A 17,557-nucleotide genomic window follows, 5' to 3' on the forward strand; every position below is an offset into this window, starting at 1 on the left:
GAACCAGAAGGTTGAAAGGCTGACATGTCCCGATCCCTCCGCATCGCCCTGGCCCAGTTCGATTTCCCCGTCGGCGCAGTGGCGCAGAACCTGGAGCGCATCAAGGCGATGATTGCCGAGGCGCGCGACGAATACGGCGCCGACATCGTGCTGTTTCCGGAACTGGCCATCAGCGGCTACCCGCCGGAAGATCTGCTGCTGCGACCGCGCTTTCTTTCCGATTGCGAGAACGCGCTGCATGAGCTGGCGGCCACCACGCATGGCATCGTCGCCGTGGTGGGCTGGCCGGAGTCGGCCGGCAGCGTGGTCTACAACTCGGCCAGCGTGCTGCGTGACGGCTATCTGCAAACTACCTACCGCAAGCGCGAACTGCCCAACTACGCGGTGTTCGACGAGCGCCGCTATTTCGATGCCGACCCCGACGGCGGCGACTGCGTGTTCGAAGTCAATGGCGTGCAGGTCGGCCTGTTGATTTGCGAGGATCTCTGGTTCGCCGAGCCGTTGGCTGGCACCGCGAAAGCCGGCGCCGAACTGCTGCTGGTGCCCAACGCCTCGCCGTTCGAACGCGACAAGCACGCCGAGCGCGATGCGCTGATCGCGCAACGGGTCAAGGAAAGCGGGGTGGCGCTGGCCTATCTCAATGTGGTCGGCGGCCAGGATGCGCTGGTGTTCGATGGCGCATCGGTCGTTTCCGACGGCGACGGCGTCGTGCATCCGGCGGCGGCGGCCTTCACCGATCAATGGCTGGTGGTGGACTTCGATGCCGGGTCCCGTCGGTTCAACGCCGTGCGGTGGATGGACGATGGCGACGAGAGCCGCGACGCGTTGGCCTGGCGCGCCATCGTGCGCGGGCTGCGCGACTATTGCGCCAAGAACGGATTCCAGAAGGTCTGGCTGGGCCTGTCCGGCGGCATCGACTCGGCGCTGGTGCTGGCGCTGGCGGCCGATGCGATGGGCGCGGACAACGTCACCGCGGTGCGGCTGCCGTCGCGCTACACCGCCGGCCTGTCCAATGACCTGGCCGCCGAACAGTGCCGGGCACTGGGAGTCAGGCTGGAAACGGTCTCCATCGAGGCGCCGTTCAAGGGCTTCATGGAGGCCTTGGCGCCGCTGTTCGCCGGCCGCGACGCCGACACCACCGAGGAAAACCTGCAATCGCGCAGCCGCGGCGTGATCCTGATGGCGCTTTCCAACAAGTTCGGCGGGTTGCTGCTGACCACCGGCAACAAAAGCGAATACGCGGTCGGCTACGCCACCATCTACGGCGACATGTGCGGCGGCTATGCGCCGATCAAGGATCTGTACAAGACCGAGGTGTTCGCGCTGGCGCGCTGGCGCAACACGGTTGGCGGCGCGCCGGTGATCCCGGATGCGGTGATTACCCGGCCCCCCTCGGCCGAGCTGCGCGAAAACCAGACCGACCAGGATTCGCTGCCGCCTTACGACGTACTGGATGCCATCCTGTACCGCTACGTCGATCTGGAACAGTCGCGCGACGAGATCGTCGCGGCCGGTTTCGAAGCCGGCGTGGTCGACCGGATGCTGCGCCTGGTGCGCATCAACGAGTGGAAACGCCACCAGGCCGCGCCTGGGCCGAAAATCTCCAAGCGCGCCTTCGGCCGCGAGCGCCGCTATCCGATCACCAACAAATACGCGCTCTGACGCCGCTGGGAAGATTGTTGTGGAGAAGTCGCGCCAACCGGTAACGCCTCATCGCGACTCACCTCGCTCCTACAAGAGCAAGGAAAAAGAAAAGGGCCTTGCGGCCCTTTTTCTTCATTCGACAGCAAGCGCTTCGGCTCAGTCGTCGCGGCGCCGGTCGGTGGTGTTGATCGAACGCTCGCCGGCGAACGGATTGAGCTTGCGCACCTGCCAGGGATAGTCCGGCCACTTGCCGGCCAGCCATGGGTGCTGCGGATCGTTGAGTTGCAGCACCCGGCGCGCGTCGGCGGCCAGCGTATCGTTGCCCAGGTGGGTATAGGTCTCGGCCAGCACCGCAACCGCGTCGTTCTGGTGGGCGCTCTGCGGATAGGTTTCCAGCAGGTAGCGGGCGCGGGTAGCGGCCGACACCCAGGCGCCGCGGCGCAGGTAGTAGACGGCGGTGTCCAGATCATGCTGGGCGAACTGGTTGCGCAGCGCCACCATGCGCTGGCGAGCGTCGCCGGCATAGCGGCTGTTGGGATAGCGTTCGGCGACGATGCTCAGGTCGTTGTAGCCCTGCATCGGCGTGGCCAGATCGCGGCGGCTGGGGTCCAGGCGCCATACCCGCTGCAGGAACACCGTGTCGCGGCCGGAATTGGCCAGCCCGCGCAGGTAGTACATGTAGGGGATGTTGCGGTGGGTGGGGTAGGTGCGGATGAAACGGTCGATGGTCGACACCGTGTCATCCAGCTTGCCGGCCTTGTACTGCGCGTAGGCGGTTTCCATCAGCGCCTGCTCGGTGTACGGCCCATAGGGGTACTGGGCAATCAGCCGGCGGAAGTTGATTTCGGCGCGATCCCAGTTGCCGTTCATCATTGAGGCATGGGCTTTTTCGTAGATGGCCTCGACCGGCAGATTCTCCTCGGCCGACTTGTCGCGCTTGAAAATCTTGCCGCAGCCGGTGCCGGTGACGGCGATGACCAGCATCAGGGCAAGCAGGCGGGCGGGGGCGGTGAAACGGGTAGAGACGCGCTGGGTCATGGGCTGGCGGCGGGCCGCGGCAGGGAAACAAGGCGTCGATGATAGCCTAGGCGCCGCCCAAGCCATGAACAATCGGCCAACGTGCCGCCCTCCCCGCATGACAGATACCCCTGAACACGACTCCCCGCGCACCGCCACGGTGCCGGACAACGCCTCCGGCCGCCGCTTCGACGCGGTGCTGGCGGAGCTTTTCCCCGAATTCTCGCGTTCCCGGCTGGCCGAGTGGATCAAGTCCGGCGACGCCCGCCTGGACGGCGCCGTGGTGCGCCCGCGCGATATCGTCCAGGGCGGCCAGGTCGCCAGCCTGGACGCGGTGCTGGAAACCCAGACCCATGCGCTGCCCGAGGACATCCCGCTGGACATCCTGTATGAGGATGCCGAGGTGTTCGTGCTGAACAAGCCGGCTGGCCTGGTCGTGCACCCGGGGGCCGGCAACCCCACCGGCACCCTGGTCAATGCGCTGCTGCACCGGGACCCGTCGCTGGAGATGCTGCCGCGCGCCGGCATCGTGCACCGGCTGGACAAGGACACCTCCGGGGTCATGGTGGTGGCGCGCACGCTGCCGGCGCATACCTCGCTGGTGGCGCAGTTGGCCTCGCGCGAGGTGCACCGCCAGTACCTGGCGGTGGTGGTGGGGGCGATGGTGTCCGGCGGCACCGCCAACGCCGCCATCGACCGCCACCCGCGCGACCGCTTGAAGATGGCGGTACGCGAGGATGGCCGCGATGCGGTCACCCACTACCGGCTGCGCGAACGTTTCCGCGCGCACACCGCGCTGGAGTGTCGGCTGGAAACCGGCCGCACCCATCAGATCCGCGTGCACATGGCGCATATCAAGTACCCCATCGTCGGCGATCCGCTGTACGGCGGCCCGCTGCGGCTGCCCAAGGGGGCCAGCGAGGAACTGGTCGCCGCACTGCGCGGCTTCAAGCGGCAGGCGCTGCACGCCGAGACGCTGGAGTTCAACCACCCGGCTTCCGGGCAGCCGGTACGGGTATCCGCGCCGGTGCCGGCCGACATGCTGGCGCTGATGGCGGCCCTGCGCGCCGACAGCCAGGCGCACAAACGATGAGCCCGGCGCTGTGGGCGGATTGGCCTGTACCGCCCCGTGTACGCGCCTTCACCACGCTGCGCCACGGTCTGGGCGGGTCGCTGCCGCCGTTGGACAGCTTCAACCTGGGCGCGCGCTGTGGCGATGACCCACAGACAGCGGCGCGTAACCGCACCGCACTGGAACAGCATTTCGCGCTGCCATCGTCGCCACACTGGTTGCAGCAGGTGCATGGCACCGGAGTGCTGCGGTTTGACGCTGCCGCCCCCACCCCCGCTCCTACGCCAGCAGGGGAGGGGGCCGAACCCGTTGCCGACGCTTCGGTCACTTCCACCCCCGGCGTGGTCCTGGCCATACTCACCGCGGACTGCCTGCCGGTGGTGTTCGCCGCCGAGGATGGCTCCGCAGTCGGTGCGGCACATGCCGGCTGGCGCGGGTTGGCGGGCGGGGTGCTGGAAAACACCGTGGCGGCCATGGACGTCGCTCCGGAACGCATCGTCGCCTGGCTGGGACCGGCGGCCGGGCCACAGGCTTACGAAGTCGGAGAGGACATGTTCGATGCCTTCGTTTCGCGCGACGCTCGCGCGGCGTCCGCTTTCACCGCCACCCGCCCGGGCCACTGGAATGCGGACCTGTACGGACTCGCGCGCCAGCGCCTGGCTGAGGCCGGCGTCACCCGGGTTTCCGGTGGCGGCCTCTGCACCATTTCCGATCCGCAACGCTTCTATTCGTACCGGCGCGACGCCCGCACCGGCCGCATGGCGACGGTGGTATGGATGCAGCCATAGGCGGACCGTTGTTCCCGCGCGCGGCCGGCGACGGATTTGCGGACCTGCCGCCGTCCGTGCGGGCATTGCACCTGCGGCAAGGGCGCCAGCGCTACGCCGGCCAGGTGGAGGTCGAACGCGGCAAAGGCTGGCTCGCACGGCTGTTTGCCGCCGCGACCCGGCTGCCGCCTGCGGGCCGGGGGCCGCTGCTGGTCGAGATCGATGCCGATGCCCGGGGCGAGCGCTGGGTGCGCCACATCGGTGGCCGCCGCATGCCATCGCGCTTGTGGTTTCGGGATGGCCTGTTGTGCGAGCAGTTGGGGCTGGCGCGGTTCGGTTTTCGCCTGGACGTCGAAGGCGGGGCCCTGGCGTGGCGGGTCGCGCGCGTGCACGCGCTGGGCATTCCGCTACCCCTGAGCTGGTTCGGCGAGGTGCGGGCGCGGGAATCCGAGCAGGATGGCCGTTACCGTTTCGATGTGCGCGCGGTGCTACCGGGCGTTGGATTGCTGGTCCATTACCGAGGCTGGCTGGATGTCGGCTGACGGCGCCGGGTTGGCCGATGCGGGCCCCATCATCGTGTTCGACGGCATCTGCGTGCTGTGCAATGGCTGGGTGCGCTTCCTGTTGAAGCGCGACCACCGGCAGCGCTATCGCTTTGCCGCCATGCAGACCGATGCCGGCCGGGCACTGCTGGCGGCGCATGGCCTGGACCCCGATGAGCCGGCCTCGTTCCTGCTGGTGGAAAACGGCCGCGCTTGGACCGATACCGATGCCATCGTCCGTGTCCTGGGCGATCTGGGCGGCCCATGGAGGGGCGCGGCGGCGATGAGGCTGCTGCCGAAATGGCTGCGCGATAGGCTGTATCGCCGGGTGGCGCGCAACCGATACCGCTGGTTCGGGACCACCGTTTGCCATGTGCCCACCGAAGCGCAACGCGCCAGATTCCTCGACCAACCCTTGTAGGAATGACGTCGATCGCACCTGCTTTGATTCCGCTTCGGAGAGAATGCCATATGGTCTTGCGAACCTTGTTGTTGACGACATTCCTGGCGGTCGCCGGCTGCGCCAGCCATGCGCGTCAGCCCGCCGCGCATGCGGCCGCTTCATCGCTGCAGGGCGATGACGCTCGTCCGCAGCAGGCGCAGGGCTGGATCCGCAGCGAGCTGTATTTTGGGGTCGGCATCGAGGGCGACGCCGATTCGGCCATTGGCGAAGCGCAATGGCGCGCATTCCTGGACAAGGAGGTGACGCCGCGCTTCCCGGACGGACTGACGGTGTTCGATGCTTACGGGCAATGGCTGTTCCGCGGGGCGCAGGGGCCGGAGCGGTTGAATTCGAAGGTGCTGGTGATCCTGCACGAGGATACGCCGCTGCGCCGGGCCGATATCGAGGCGATCCGGCTGGCATGGAAGCAGGCGACCAAGCACCAGTCGGTGCTGTGGTCGCAGCAGGCGGTGGAGGTGTCGTTCTAGCGCGGCGTGGAGCCCTGGCTGTCCGCCGCATGGATTCGGGTTGGAGGAGCCGTTTCGAGCGACGGCGTCGCTGGGACCGGCGTGGAAATGACGGGGCGCGACCCGGCCTGCGGCTGACCGCCCGTCTCCGGAGCCCCTTGAAACGCTGCCGCATAGCCGCATCTGGGTAGCATCTGCCGGCGCTTGCCGGCCTCTTCTTGCCGAGGTTTTCCCGATGCGGATGGACAAGCTCACCTCGCGTTTCCAGCAGGCGCTGGCCGACGCGCAGTCGCTGGCCGTGGGCCGCGACCACAACCTGATCGAACCGGTGCATGTGCTGACCGCGTTGCTGGACCAGTCCGGCGGCAGCACGCGGCCGCTGCTGGTCCAGGCCGGAGTCAACATCCCGGTGCTGCGCGAGCGGCTGACCGAGGCGCTGGACAAGCTGCCCAAGGTTTCCGGCCAGGCCGGCAATCTGTCCATCGGCAACGATCTGGGCCGCTTGCTCAATGTCACCGACAAGCTGGCCCAGCAGCGCGGCGATCAGTACATCGCCAGCGAGTGGTTTGTGCTGGCTGCGCTGGACGACAGTGGCGCGGCCGGCAAGGCGCTGAAGGATTCGGGCGCCAACAAGGCCAAGCTGGAAGCGGCCATCGAAAAGATCCGCGGCGGCGAGAGCGTGCAATCGGAGAATGCCGAAGACCAGCGCCAGGCGCTGGAGAAGTACACCATCGATCTGACCGAACGCGCCGAGTCCGGCAAGCTGGATCCGGTGATCGGCCGCGATGAGGAAATCCGCCGCACCATCCAGGTCCTGCAGCGCCGGACCAAGAACAACCCGGTGCTGATCGGCGAGCCGGGCGTGGGCAAGACCGCGATCGTCGAGGGCCTGGCCCAGCGCATCGTCAACGGCGAAGTGCCCGAGGGACTGCGCGGCAAGCGGGTGCTGTCGCTGGACATGGGCGCGCTGATTGCCGGCGCCAAGTTCCGCGGCGAATTCGAGGAACGGCTGAAGGCGGTGCTGAGCGATCTGTCCAAGAACGAAGGCCAGATCATCCTGTTCATCGATGAGTTGCATACGATGGTCGGCGCCGGCAAGGCCGAGGGCTCGATGGACGCCGGCAACATGCTCAAGCCCGCCTTGGCCCGCGGCGAACTGCATTGCATCGGCGCCACCACGCTGGACGAATACCGCAAGTACGTCGAGAAGGACGCCGCGCTGGAGCGCCGCTTCCAGAAGGTGTTCGTCGGCGAACCCAGCGTCGAGGACACCATCGCCATCCTGCGCGGATTGAAGGAAAAGTACGCCGTGCACCATGGCGTGGAAATCACCGATCCGGCCATCGTCGCCGCGGCCACGCTGAGCCATCGCTACATCGCCGACCGGCAGTTGCCGGACAAGGCCATCGATCTGATGGACGAGGCCGCATCGCGCATCCGCATGGAGATCGACTCCAAGCCCGAAGAGATGGACCGGATGGAGCGGCGCTTGATCCAGCTGAAGATCCAGCGTGAGGCGCTGAAGAAGGAAAAGGACGCGCAATCGAAGCAACGCCTGGCCGATCTGGAATCGGAAATCGAAAGCCTGCAGAAGGAATTCAGCGATCTGGAGGAAATCTGGAAGGCCGAAAAAGCCACGCTGACCGGCGCCACCCGGATCAAGGAACAGATCGAGCGCGCCAAGCTGGAATTGGAGGCCGCACAGCGCCGGCAGGACTACGCGCGCATGAGCGAAATCCAGTACGGCCAACTGCCGGCGCTGGAAAAGCAGCTGGGCGACGCGCAGGAAGTGGAGCAGAAAGGCTTCCGCCTGCTGCAGGACAAGGTCACCGATGAGGAGATTGCCGAGGTGGTCTCGCGCTGGACCGGCATCCCGGTCAGCAAGATGCTGGAAGGCGAGCGCGAGAAGCTGCTGAAGATGGAAGACGCCCTGCATGGCCGGGTCATCGGCCAGGAAGAGGCGATCAAGGTCGTCTCCGACGCGGTGCGGCGTTCGCGCGCCGGGCTGAGCGATCCCAACCGGCCCAGCGGTTCGTTCCTGTTCCTGGGCCCGACCGGCGTGGGCAAGACCGAGCTGTGCAAGGCACTGGCCGAATTCCTGTTCGACAGCAACGATGCCATGGTCCGCATCGACATGAGCGAGTTCATGGAGAAGCACTCGGTGGCGCGTCTGATCGGGGCGCCACCGGGCTATGTCGGCTATGAAGAGGGCGGTTACCTGACCGAGGCGGTGCGCCGCCGGCCGTACAGCGTGATCCTGCTGGACGAAGTGGAAAAGGCGCATCCGGACGTGTTCAACATCCTGTTGCAGGTGCTGGACGATGGCCGCCTGACCGACGGCCAGGGCCGCACGGTGGATTTCCGCAACGCGGTCATCGTGATGACCTCCAACCTGGGCTCGAACCTGATCCAGGAGCTTTCCGGCGACACCCCGGAGAGTTACACGCAGATGAAGGCCGCGGTGATGGGCGTGGTGCAGGCGCACTTCCGTCCGGAATTCATCAACCGGCTGGACGACATCGTCGTGTTCCACCCGCTGGATAAGGCGCAGATCCGCGAGATTGCCCGTATCCAGACCCGCTACCTGGCCAAGCGCCTGGCCGAACGCCAGATTGCGATGGAGATCAGCGACGCCGCGCTGGCGCTGCTGGGCAATGTCGGCTTCGATCCGGTCTACGGGGCCAGGCCGCTCAAGCGCGCCATCCAGGCGCAGCTGGAAAACCCGCTGGCGCAGAAGATACTGGCCGGCGAGTTCGGTGCCGGCGATGCGATCCAGGTCGATGCCGAAGGCGGGCATCTGCAGTTCCGCAAGCGTTCCTGAGTCCGCCTGCGGCGTTGGGGCGCCGCGCAAAAGGACAGGTCCGGCAAACTGCCGGGCCTGCCGCGTCGGGGCGTCCGTGACGGAGTTCCGTTTTTTGTGAACCAGTCGGTTGAAACGATGCGACCGTTGTTGGTTTCAGGCGGTTTCATGTCAGGATAGCGGCGTGCTGGGGGAAGCACGCCTGTATCCAATGCATGCCCATCGCTCGATTCCTTGAGAGTCCGTGGTTCCGCGGCCGATACGGCAGGCTGATCCTGTTGGGATCGCTCTGCGTGCTGCTGCAACAGATCCCCGCCAGCTACGAAATCGCCTTCATGGGCGTGCGCCTGCCGGCCTCGTTGATTCATTTGCATGCTGGTCTGCTGTTTGCGATAGCGCTGCTGTCGCGCGACCGCGCCGTTTTCGCCGGCGTCACGTTCATCGCCTATGTGGCCTGGATGGTGCGGCAGTGGAGCATCGGCGGCGGTTCGGCGTCGGTGCTGGCATGGAGCGGCGGTGCGTGGCTGTTGTCATGGGCATGGACGCTGTTCTGTGCGCGCCTGATCGGATGGCCGGCCGATGGCCGCCTGCAGCGGCAGGGGGTGCTGCGGTTGGCCGTCATCGGACTGCTGGTGTTTCCGCTAGGAGTGGCGGCACTGAGCGCCAGCATCATCGTGGTGTCCAACCCGGCGGTCGCGCTCAATGCGGTGTTCCAGACGTTCTTTGCCAAGCACTTCGGGATGGCGGTGGTCGCGTTGCCGCTGGCGGCGGCATGGGGCGAGCGTGGGCGCCCGGCGGTGCCGCCGCTGCCGATTCGGGGAGTCTGGCTGCCGCTTCTGCTTTGCATAGGCCTGGCGCTGAGCGTCTGGGCAACCCTGTTGCTGCGCGATTCGCACTTCGGCGCCGTCGAGGCGACCGTGGTGCTGATGGACTACCGGTTCGCGCTGATCGCAGTGTTGGGCTGGTGCGTGTTGCGGCTGCCGACGCGCCATGCGATGACGCTGTTGTCGGCCAGCGCCTTCCTGCTGGTCTGGGCCACTGCCGGTACCGCCGGTTACGGCAGCAGCGCGCTGGGATTTCTCAACCTGCTGCATATCGCACTGGAAGTCAGCGTGCTGGTCGTGGCCATGCTCTATCTGTGGGCGATCAATCGCGACCGGCTGGAGTTGGCCGGACGGCTGTCGGAGGAAACCCTGCGCGACACCGTTACCGGACTTCCCAACCTGAAAGCATTGCGCCAGCGCGCCGGGCAGCCGCCGGCCGAACGTGCGGAGCTGGGCTACCTGCTGCTGGATCAGACCGATTCGCTGGTGACCGGTTTCGGCCTGGATACGCAGGCCGCAGCGATGAAGGCGGTGTCGCGGCGACTGCAGAGCCTGGTCGATACCTATTGCGTGGGCACCGGCCAGTTCGCGCTGTTGCCGCGCAATGGCGATGCGGATCTATGGGAACGCGTGGTGGCGCTGGTGGAGCACACCGAAATAGACGCCGATGGCCAAGCGCTGCGGCTGCTGCCCTATCTGGGTGTGGCGGCCTTGGCCGATTGGCGGCCGGAACCGATGGAAGCGGCATTGCTGGCCGCGTCGCATCTGGCTTTCGAGGCGCGCCAGCATGGCGAAATCCGCCCGCGCTACAGCGAAATCGGCGATGCGTTGTCGCGCCACTCGCGGCGCCAGCAGATGCAGGATGCGACCGAGGCGCTGGCCTGCCTGCGCAACGAACGCGTCGTGCTGTACTTCCAGCCGATCCTGCGCCTGCAACCCGACGGCGTGCGGCCGCAGCCGGGCGAATTGCGCGGTGAGGTCCTGTGCCGTCTGCGCAACGAACACGGGGAACTGATTCCGCCGGCCCGTTTCATGGGGCCGATCGAAGCGGCCGGGCGCGGCACGGAGCTGGACCTGGCGGTGCTGAAGGCGCTGTTCCGGCAGTTGCGCAAGTATCCCGAGGCGTTGCCGCATTGCCGGCAGATTGCCGTCAATCTGACCGGGCAGAGCCTGGCATCGACGAGTTTCCGGATGGAGCTGCGCGCCTTGCTGGACGATTCGCCGTTGCCGTTGTCGGCATTGTGTTTCGAGATCACCGAGACCGCGGCCATTTCCAGCACGGCCTCGGCCAACCTGATGCTGGGCGATTTGCGCAGCCGCGGTTGCCGCATCGCCATCGACGATTTCGGCACCGGCATGCAGAGTTTTGCGCGGTTGAAGGAACTGCCGGTGGATATCATCAAGATCGACGGCTCCTTCATCCGCAATGTGGCCGCGCGCGGCAAGGACTATGCGCTGGTGCAGGCGTCGGTGGCGGTGGCCGAAGCGTTCGGCGCCGCGACGGTGGCCGAGTTTGTGGAAAACGCGGAGATCGAAGACTGCCTGCGCGAGCTCGGCGTGCATTGGGTGCAGGGCTATCTGTACGCCGCCCCGCAACCGCTTTCCGAGGTGCTGGCCGCCGCGGCGGATGTCCAGCGGTTGTCGAATGCCAGTTGAGCCAACGCGGCCGGCGGTCGCTAGACCGGCTTGACCCGCAATGCGCGGTAGGGCGGTGTGGACAGCACCATCTCGGCCAGCGAGAACGCCAGTTCGCGTTCGGCCAGGATCGCGCCGTCGGCGCCGTGTTCGAGCAGGTGCTTGACCTCGGCATCGCTGTGCGCGCGCGCCAGCAGGGTCAGCGATGGGTTGATTGCCCGCAGCTTGGCCAATGTCTCGCCGGCCTCCAATGGCTGCGGAATGGCCAGTACCGCAATCTTTGCGTTCTCCGGATGCGCTTCGGCCAGCACCTTGTCGGCGGCGGCGCTGCCGCGGATGCCGGGGATGCCTTTGGCGTGCGCACGGGCGACGTGGTCGGCGTTGTCGTCGATGACGATCAGCGGAACGCCGCGGTCGCGCAGCACGTTGGCCAACTCGCTGCCGACCCGGCCGTAGCCGATGATGATGGCGTGATCGGCAACATCCAGCGACGGGCCCGGCGGCAGTTCGGGCTCCGGCGCGATAGCGATGCCGGCGTCCCTTCTGGCCTGCCACCTTCCCAGCCACGAGAACAGGAACGGGTTGGCGACGATCGACAGCAGCGCGCCGGCCAGGATCAGATCGTGGCCTTCCTGCGGCAGGATCTTCAGGCTCAGGCCCAGCCCGGCCAGGATGAAGGAAAACTCGCCGATCTGCGCCAGGCTGACGGAAATGGTCAGCGCGGTGTCCTTGGGGTGGCCGAACAGGCGCACGATGGCGAACGCGGCCAGCGACTTGCCGACCACGATGATGAAGAAGGTCGCCAGCACCTGCAGCGGGTAGGTCAGCAGGATGCCGGGGTCGAACAGCATGCCGACCGAAACGAAGAACAGCACCGCGAACGCGTCGCGCAGCGGCAGCGAATCGCTGGCGGCCTTGTGGCTGAGTTCGGACTCGTTGAGCAGCATGCCGGCGAAGAATGCGCCCAGCGCGAACGACACCCCGAACAGCTTGGCCGACCCGAACGCCACGCCCAGCGCGATGGCCAGCACCGCCAGTGTGAACAGCTCGCGCGAACCGGTCGCCGCAATACGCTCCAGGACCCACGGAATCACCCGGCGCCCCACCAGCAGCATGAAGGCGACGAAGGCGCTGACCTTGACCAGGGTCCAGCCCAGTGCCGCTGCGACGCTGCCGACTCCGCCATCGCTCTGGCCGGCTTCGCCCATCACCCCGGCCAGCGCCGGCAGCAGTACCAGCGCCAGCACCATCGCCAGGTCTTCGACGATCAGCCAGCCAATGGCGATGCGGCCGCGGCTGGTATCCAGCAGGCGCCGGTCTTCCAGCGCGCGCAGCAGTACCACGGTGCTGGCCACCGACAAGGCAAGGCCGAACACGAAGCCGTTGAGCGGCGACCAGCCCATGCCCCAGGCCAGGCCCCAGCCCAGCAGCGTGGCGACCGCGATCTGCGCCACGGCGCCGGGGATGGCGATGGCTTTGACTTCCAGCAGGTCTTCCAGCGAAAAATGCAGGCCCACGCCGAACATCAGCAGCATCACGCCCAGTTCGGACAGCTGCATGGCCAGATCCTGATCGGCCACAAAGCCGGGCGTGAACGGTCCCACCAGCATGCCGGCGATCAGATACCCCACCAGCGGCGACAACTTCAGCCTGTTGGCCAGCGCGCCCAGCACGAAGGCGACCGCAAGGCCGACGGCGATGATGTCGATGAGGCTGGTGTCGTGTTGCATCGGGTCCTGCGTTCAGTGGTGTGAAATGCCAGTGTCGCCGATGGCCGAAAGGCGAGGCAATCCGAAGCTGAGCCGCGCGTTCAGTCCTGCACGCCGCCGCCGTGCGATATACCGCGACCGTTGTACTGCGAACGGCGCCAGCGCGCCATCGAATGCTGCGTTCCGGCGTTCCGGCGTTCCGGCAGTCTTGCAGCGTGACGGCGGAGACCGGCACGGCGAACGTGGGCGCCGGCCCGGGGATTGCGGCCATCACCGCCGCTGAAAAGAAAAACCCCGGTGGACCCGGGGTTTTCCAAGTGCATCGGTCCGGCTCGCGTGCCGGTCAGAAATCGCTTACGTTCAAACGGCCGCCGGTGACCGTCTTGCCCTGCAGCGCCGGAGTCGGCACGGTGCTGTTGAGGATCGCTGCCTTGATGTTGGCGGCGGTAGCGCCGGGACGAGTCGAGGCGTACAGCGCCGCCGCGCCGGTTACATGGGGCGTTGCCATCGAGGTGCCGCTGTAACTGGCGTAACCGGAAACCAGCTTGCCCTTGGACGTTTTGGGCACGGTCGAATAGATGGCCGAACCGGGAGCGCCCAGATCCACGGTGGTCCTGCCCCATTGCGAGAAACTGGACAGGCCGCCGGTGCTGGTCGTCGACGCCACCGCGATGATGTTGGCGTTCGGATAGTTGGACGGATAGCTGGCGGTGGCGTCGTTGTCGTAGGCATCGTTGCCGGCGGCGGCGATAAACAGGATCTCGGCGTTGCCGGCGCGGGCGATTGCGTCCTGCAGCGCCTGCGAGAAGCCGCCGCCGCCCCAGGAATTGTTGGTGGCCACGATGTTCAGGCCGTGGCGCACCTTCAGGTCGGTGAAGTAATCCACCGCTTTGACCGCATTGGCGGTGGTGCCGCCGCGGCGTCCGAGGAATTTGGCGCTGATCATCTTCACGCCGGTCCAGCAAACGCCCGCCACGCCCTTGCCGTTGCCGCCAACGCCACCGATGGTGCCGGCCACATGCGTGCCGTGGTCGTCGTTGGCGCCGCCGGAATTGATGTTGTTGCTGCCGCCGTCGAAGTCCCAGCCGCGGACGTCGTCGATATAGCCGTTGCCGTCATTGTCGACGCCGTCGACGGGGTCGTAGGGATTGGACCAGATGTTGGCGGCCAGATCTTCGTGCTCGTAGTAGATGCCTTCGTCGATCACGCCAACGATCACATTGCTGCAGTCGGTATGCCCGCTGGCCCAGGCGTCGGCGGCCTGCGAACCGTACTGGTTGGCCGGGCTGCTGGCATCGCCGTACATGCCCCACAGCGACCCGTTGCTGTAGTAGGTGTCGTTGGAGACCGCACCGACGGTGTAGATCCAGTTGGGTTCGGCATATTCCACCGCGGGGTCGTCGCTGATGGCCTGCACCGCGGCCGCCAGATCCAGGCCGGGTTGCACCCGCAACAGCGCCAGTTCGCCTTTCCTGGCGGTACCGCCGCGCAGCGTTTCCAGCTTTTGCGCGCCCAGACCGTGCTGCACCGCTTCACGGCCGGCGGTGCTGGCGCCGTCGCGATACTTCACCAGCAACTCGCCGGCCACATGCGGCCGGCCGGCCTTCAGGCCGTTGACCACCAGGTCGGGCCGTCCGCCCGCCTGTGCAGCGAAAGACACGCCCAGTATCGACACCACCGCACTTGCAAGAATCCCCAAACGCTTTTTGTAAGCCATCGATGCCCAACTCCGTCGTCAATGAAAGGATGAGTGGATGGGGCGCGCCATCGCCGTTGCTGCAGGACCGCAGCGCGCTCCAAGCCGCCAGCGCTGCTGACGGCATGGCGACGCTAGCACGGCGATATGCGCGGAACGATTCGCATTCGCCGCCTTGGCGTCGCTCGTGGCTGCCGGTTTGCAGGACGCTTGCTGCAACGGCTATTGCGCTATCGAGCATCGCGGCCGCTGACACCGGTTTCTTGCAGGCAGATGGCAATGGCTCGTCGAAAATGCGTATCCGTGATGCGATTCGCGTTTCCGCGGTGCCGTTGAACTTGCCGCGCTTGCAAAGAAAAACCCCGGAAAGACTGGCTTTCCGGGGCTTCTTTAGTAAGCCGCGCGTAGTTGCGTCAGCGCATCACCATTTGTAGCCGATGCGGGCGTAGGCGTAAGCGCCGTTGAAGCCGAACGGACTCTGCGACGGATACGGCAGCTGACCGGAGGTGGAGGTTGCGAAGATGTTCTCGTCCGGATATTCGTTGAGCACATTGTCGCCGCCCAGGGTGAAGTCCCAGTTGTCGAGCTTGTAATTGAACGACAGATCCAGCAGCCACTTCGGTTCGAAGGTCTGGTCCAGCGCCGGGTTGGAGTTGCGTATGGTGAATTCGCCATAGCGCGTGGCAGTGGCGCTGACGCTGAAGCCGCCCTTGGTCCAGATGCTGTTGAGGAAGAACTTGTCGCGCGGCGCCCCCACTTCGAAGCGTCCCAGCTCGACGCGGCCAAAACGCAGCGCATCAGGATCGATGGCTTCCAACGCTGCAGGATTTTCGGCGACGCGATCGATCTCGGTCTTGTTGTAGTTGTAGCCGGTGGTGAAGTCCAGCTTGCTGGCAGCCAGGTTCCAGGTATAGGTGCCGATGATGTCCACACCGGTGGTGGTGGTGTCCAATGCGTTGGTGAAATAGCGTCCACCGCTTACTGTGGGGAAGCCGTTTTCGTTGAGGTACTCCCGGACGGGCGCGCTGATCAGGTTCTCCGACAGCGTAATCCTGTCCTTGACCTTGATCCGGTACCCATCAATGGTGACGTAGAGGTTCTCCATCGGCGTCAGTACCAGACCCAGGCTGAGGTTGTCGGACTTCTCCGCCTTCAGCGGTTCGGCGCCCAGCGCGATACCGGCCGGGTTGGTCACCCGGAAGGTCACCAGATCGAACGGCTCGCCGCCGATGAAGTTGGTGGAGGTGGTCTGGTAGTACTGCTGCTGCAACGAGGGCGCGTGAAAGCCGGTGGACACGGTGGCGCGCAGCGCGACCGCATCATTGAAGGCGTAGCGGCCGGTGAGCTTGCCGGTGGTGGTGTCGCCGAAGTCGCTGTAGTCCTCATAGCGCACCGCCACGCCGGCGGAGAGCTTGTCGGTCAGGTCGCCTTCCAGACCCGCGTAGACCGAGATGTTGTTGCGGTCGAAGCTGCCGCTGTCGCTGGGCCGGAAACCGGGAAACACCTGCGCGCCGGCCGCGGTGGGAGTGGGGGGAGTGGTGGGCAACGTCGCGCCGCCATTGATGTAGGAACCAGGCTCACCGGGCGTTATGGTGAACTTCTCGCCGCGCCACTCCGCGCCGTAGGACAGCGTCAGCGGATAGGCCAGTCCCCAGTCGAGCGGTTTGTTGAAATCGAAGTTCAGCACATGCTGCTTGAATTCCAGCGCGCCGGCGTAGAACTGGGTCGGCGACGTCGGCCCCAGGCTGCGGTTGAGCGTATTGCGGATGTCGAATTCGAGCTCGCTGGAGCCGAAGGTGTAGCTGATGTCGATGTTGGTGCCGCCGTCGGTGTAGGTCCTGATGCCGCTGGAGACGCTGACGTCGGTGGAAGTGTTGAAGATCTGCGGCAGGAAGCCGTCCGGATAGATCTCCGGAATGTTGCGTGCATCGCCAGCCGGGCGGAAGAAGCCGTTGGAGAGCGTTTCGCGCTTGGTGTACAGGCCGTAGGAGTAGAACGTCAGGTAGTCGGTGATGCCGACTTCACCGTTGTAGAGAAACGAACCATTGTCGACTTCCGGGTCGCCATAGCGCTGCACGACCTTGCCGGCCGGCGCGCTGGTCGGCGTTACCGTGCCCAGGAAGGGCCGCGCGCGATCGGTCTGGTCCTGGTGGCCGCCCTGCACGGCGATATGCACCTTGCCGACCTCGCCGAGCTTGAAGCCGGCGTCGCCCAGCAACTGGTACTGGGCGCCGTCGCCGGCGCTGTACTGGCCGTAGGTGGCCGACAGGCTGCCGCCCTGGTCCGAACCTTTGAGCACGATGTTGATGACGCCGGCAATGGCGTCGGAACCGTATTGCGCCGACGCGCCGTCGCGCAGCACTTCCACGCGTTCGATGGCCGAAATCGGGATGGAATTCAAATCCACTGGAGAGGAACTGCGGCCCTGACTGCCGTTGACGTTGACCAAGGCGCCGGGGTGGTAGCGCTTGCCGTTGACCAGCACCAGGGTGTGGTCCGGCGCCAGTCCGCGCAGCTGCGCCGGACGCATGGCGTCGGTGCCGTCGTTGATGGCGGCACGCGGGAAATTGAGCGAGGGCACGGCACGCGACAATGCGGTCGCCAGTTCGACGGTGCCGGTCGAGGCCAGGTTTTCCGGCGTAATGATGTCGATCGGAGCGGTGGATTCGGCGACGGTGCGGTCGGAGACGCGGGTGCCGGTGACGATCAGCGTATCCAGCGTCTTGGCGCCTTCCTGGGCCAGTGCGGGGGAAGCGGCCAGCGCCATTACGACAGCGATGGCGAGGGGAGACGGCTTGCGGGTCATGGCTACTCCAGAGGGTGTGGAAGCGAGCGGTTGCGCGCAGCGAGGGGCGTCACCCCATCGAATTTTGCGCCGCAGCATGGTTGAATTACCTGCATATGACAGGAAAGTCAACAATTTATTAACAAACCTGTGATGG

12 protein-coding genes are annotated in these 17,557 nt (G+C 66.0%); 8 read left to right on the plus strand and 4 right to left on the minus strand.

Features of this window, described 5'->3' with window-relative positions:
- Nucleotides 1-24 precede the first annotated feature (24 nt).
- Nucleotides 25-1,662 carry an NAD+ synthase gene (locus CRO39_RS07265; protein ID WP_097121195.1) on the plus strand — a complete coding sequence of 546 codons (1,638 nt, stop codon included), beginning with the start codon at nt 25-27 and terminating at the stop codon, nt 1,660-1,662.
- Nucleotides 1,663-1,800: 138 nt separating this feature from the next.
- Here CRO39_RS07265 and CRO39_RS07270 read toward each other — a convergent pair whose 3' ends face one another.
- Nucleotides 1,801-2,682: an outer membrane protein assembly factor BamD gene (locus tag CRO39_RS07270; protein ID WP_097121196.1), complete on the minus strand. Its 882-nt coding sequence runs from the start codon at nt 2,680-2,682 to the stop codon at nt 1,801-1,803.
- Between the two features lie 97 nt (nt 2,683-2,779).
- Between CRO39_RS07270 and rluD the strand changes: the two genes are divergently transcribed.
- The 7 genes from rluD to CRO39_RS07305 all read left to right on the plus strand — a co-directional run bounded on the left by rluD (nt 2,780) and on the right by CRO39_RS07305 (nt 11,231).
- Complete coding sequence (gene rluD / locus CRO39_RS07275; protein ID WP_097121197.1) at nt 2,780-3,754, plus strand: 23S rRNA pseudouridine(1911/1915/1917) synthase RluD; 975 nt, start codon at nt 2,780-2,782, stop codon at nt 3,752-3,754.
- Complete coding sequence (gene pgeF / locus CRO39_RS07280; RefSeq protein ID WP_097121198.1) at nt 3,751-4,521, plus strand: peptidoglycan editing factor PgeF; 771 nt, start codon at nt 3,751-3,753, stop codon at nt 4,519-4,521. The genes rluD and pgeF overlap by 4 nt, the downstream gene beginning before the upstream one ends.
- Nucleotides 4,506-5,042 carry a DUF4166 domain-containing protein gene (locus CRO39_RS07285; protein WP_097121199.1) on the plus strand — a complete coding sequence of 179 codons (537 nt, stop codon included), beginning with the start codon at nt 4,506-4,508 and terminating at the stop codon, nt 5,040-5,042. Before pgeF ends, CRO39_RS07285 begins: the two co-directional genes overlap by 16 nt.
- Nucleotides 5,032-5,463, plus strand: a complete 432-nt coding sequence (locus tag CRO39_RS07290) for a thiol-disulfide oxidoreductase DCC family protein (protein ID WP_162125858.1) — start codon at nt 5,032-5,034, stop codon at nt 5,461-5,463. The genes CRO39_RS07285 and CRO39_RS07290 overlap by 11 nt, the downstream gene beginning before the upstream one ends.
- A gap of 50 nt (nt 5,464-5,513) precedes the next feature.
- The gene (locus tag CRO39_RS07295) at nt 5,514-5,972 is read left to right on the plus strand and encodes a DUF3574 domain-containing protein (protein WP_097121201.1); all 459 of its coding nucleotides are present in this window, start codon (nt 5,514-5,516) and stop codon (nt 5,970-5,972) included.
- A gap of 214 nt (nt 5,973-6,186) precedes the next feature.
- Nucleotides 6,187-8,772 carry an ATP-dependent chaperone ClpB gene (clpB, locus tag CRO39_RS07300; protein WP_097121202.1) on the plus strand — a complete coding sequence of 862 codons (2,586 nt, stop codon included), beginning with the start codon at nt 6,187-6,189 and terminating at the stop codon, nt 8,770-8,772.
- A 194-nt stretch (nt 8,773-8,966) separates the two neighbouring features.
- The gene (locus CRO39_RS07305) at nt 8,967-11,231 is read left to right on the plus strand and encodes an EAL domain-containing protein (RefSeq protein ID WP_097121203.1); all 2,265 of its coding nucleotides are present in this window, start codon (nt 8,967-8,969) and stop codon (nt 11,229-11,231) included.
- A gap of 20 nt (nt 11,232-11,251) precedes the next feature.
- Here CRO39_RS07305 and ybaL read toward each other — a convergent pair whose 3' ends face one another.
- The 3 genes from ybaL to CRO39_RS07320 form a co-directional block, all read right to left on the minus strand.
- A complete protein-coding gene (gene ybaL / locus CRO39_RS07310) occupies nt 11,252-12,940 on the minus strand; it encodes a YbaL family putative K(+) efflux transporter (RefSeq protein WP_097121204.1) in 1,689 nt (562 codons plus the stop codon).
- A gap of 322 nt (nt 12,941-13,262) precedes the next feature.
- On the minus strand, nt 13,263-14,618 hold the full coding sequence (locus CRO39_RS07315; RefSeq protein ID WP_244904255.1) for a S8 family peptidase: 1,356 nt from the start codon (nt 14,616-14,618) through the stop codon (nt 13,263-13,265).
- Nucleotides 14,619-15,036: 418 nt separating this feature from the next.
- Nucleotides 15,037-17,421, minus strand: coding sequence for a TonB-dependent receptor plug domain-containing protein (locus CRO39_RS07320; protein WP_097121206.1), 2,385 nt, complete (start codon nt 17,419-17,421; stop codon nt 15,037-15,039).
- Between the last annotated feature and the right edge of the window lie 136 nt (nt 17,422-17,557).

Source organism: Pseudoxanthomonas wuyuanensis (assembly GCF_900215535.1).
Lineage (GTDB): Bacteria > Pseudomonadota > Gammaproteobacteria > Xanthomonadales > Xanthomonadaceae > Pseudoxanthomonas_A > Pseudoxanthomonas_A wuyuanensis.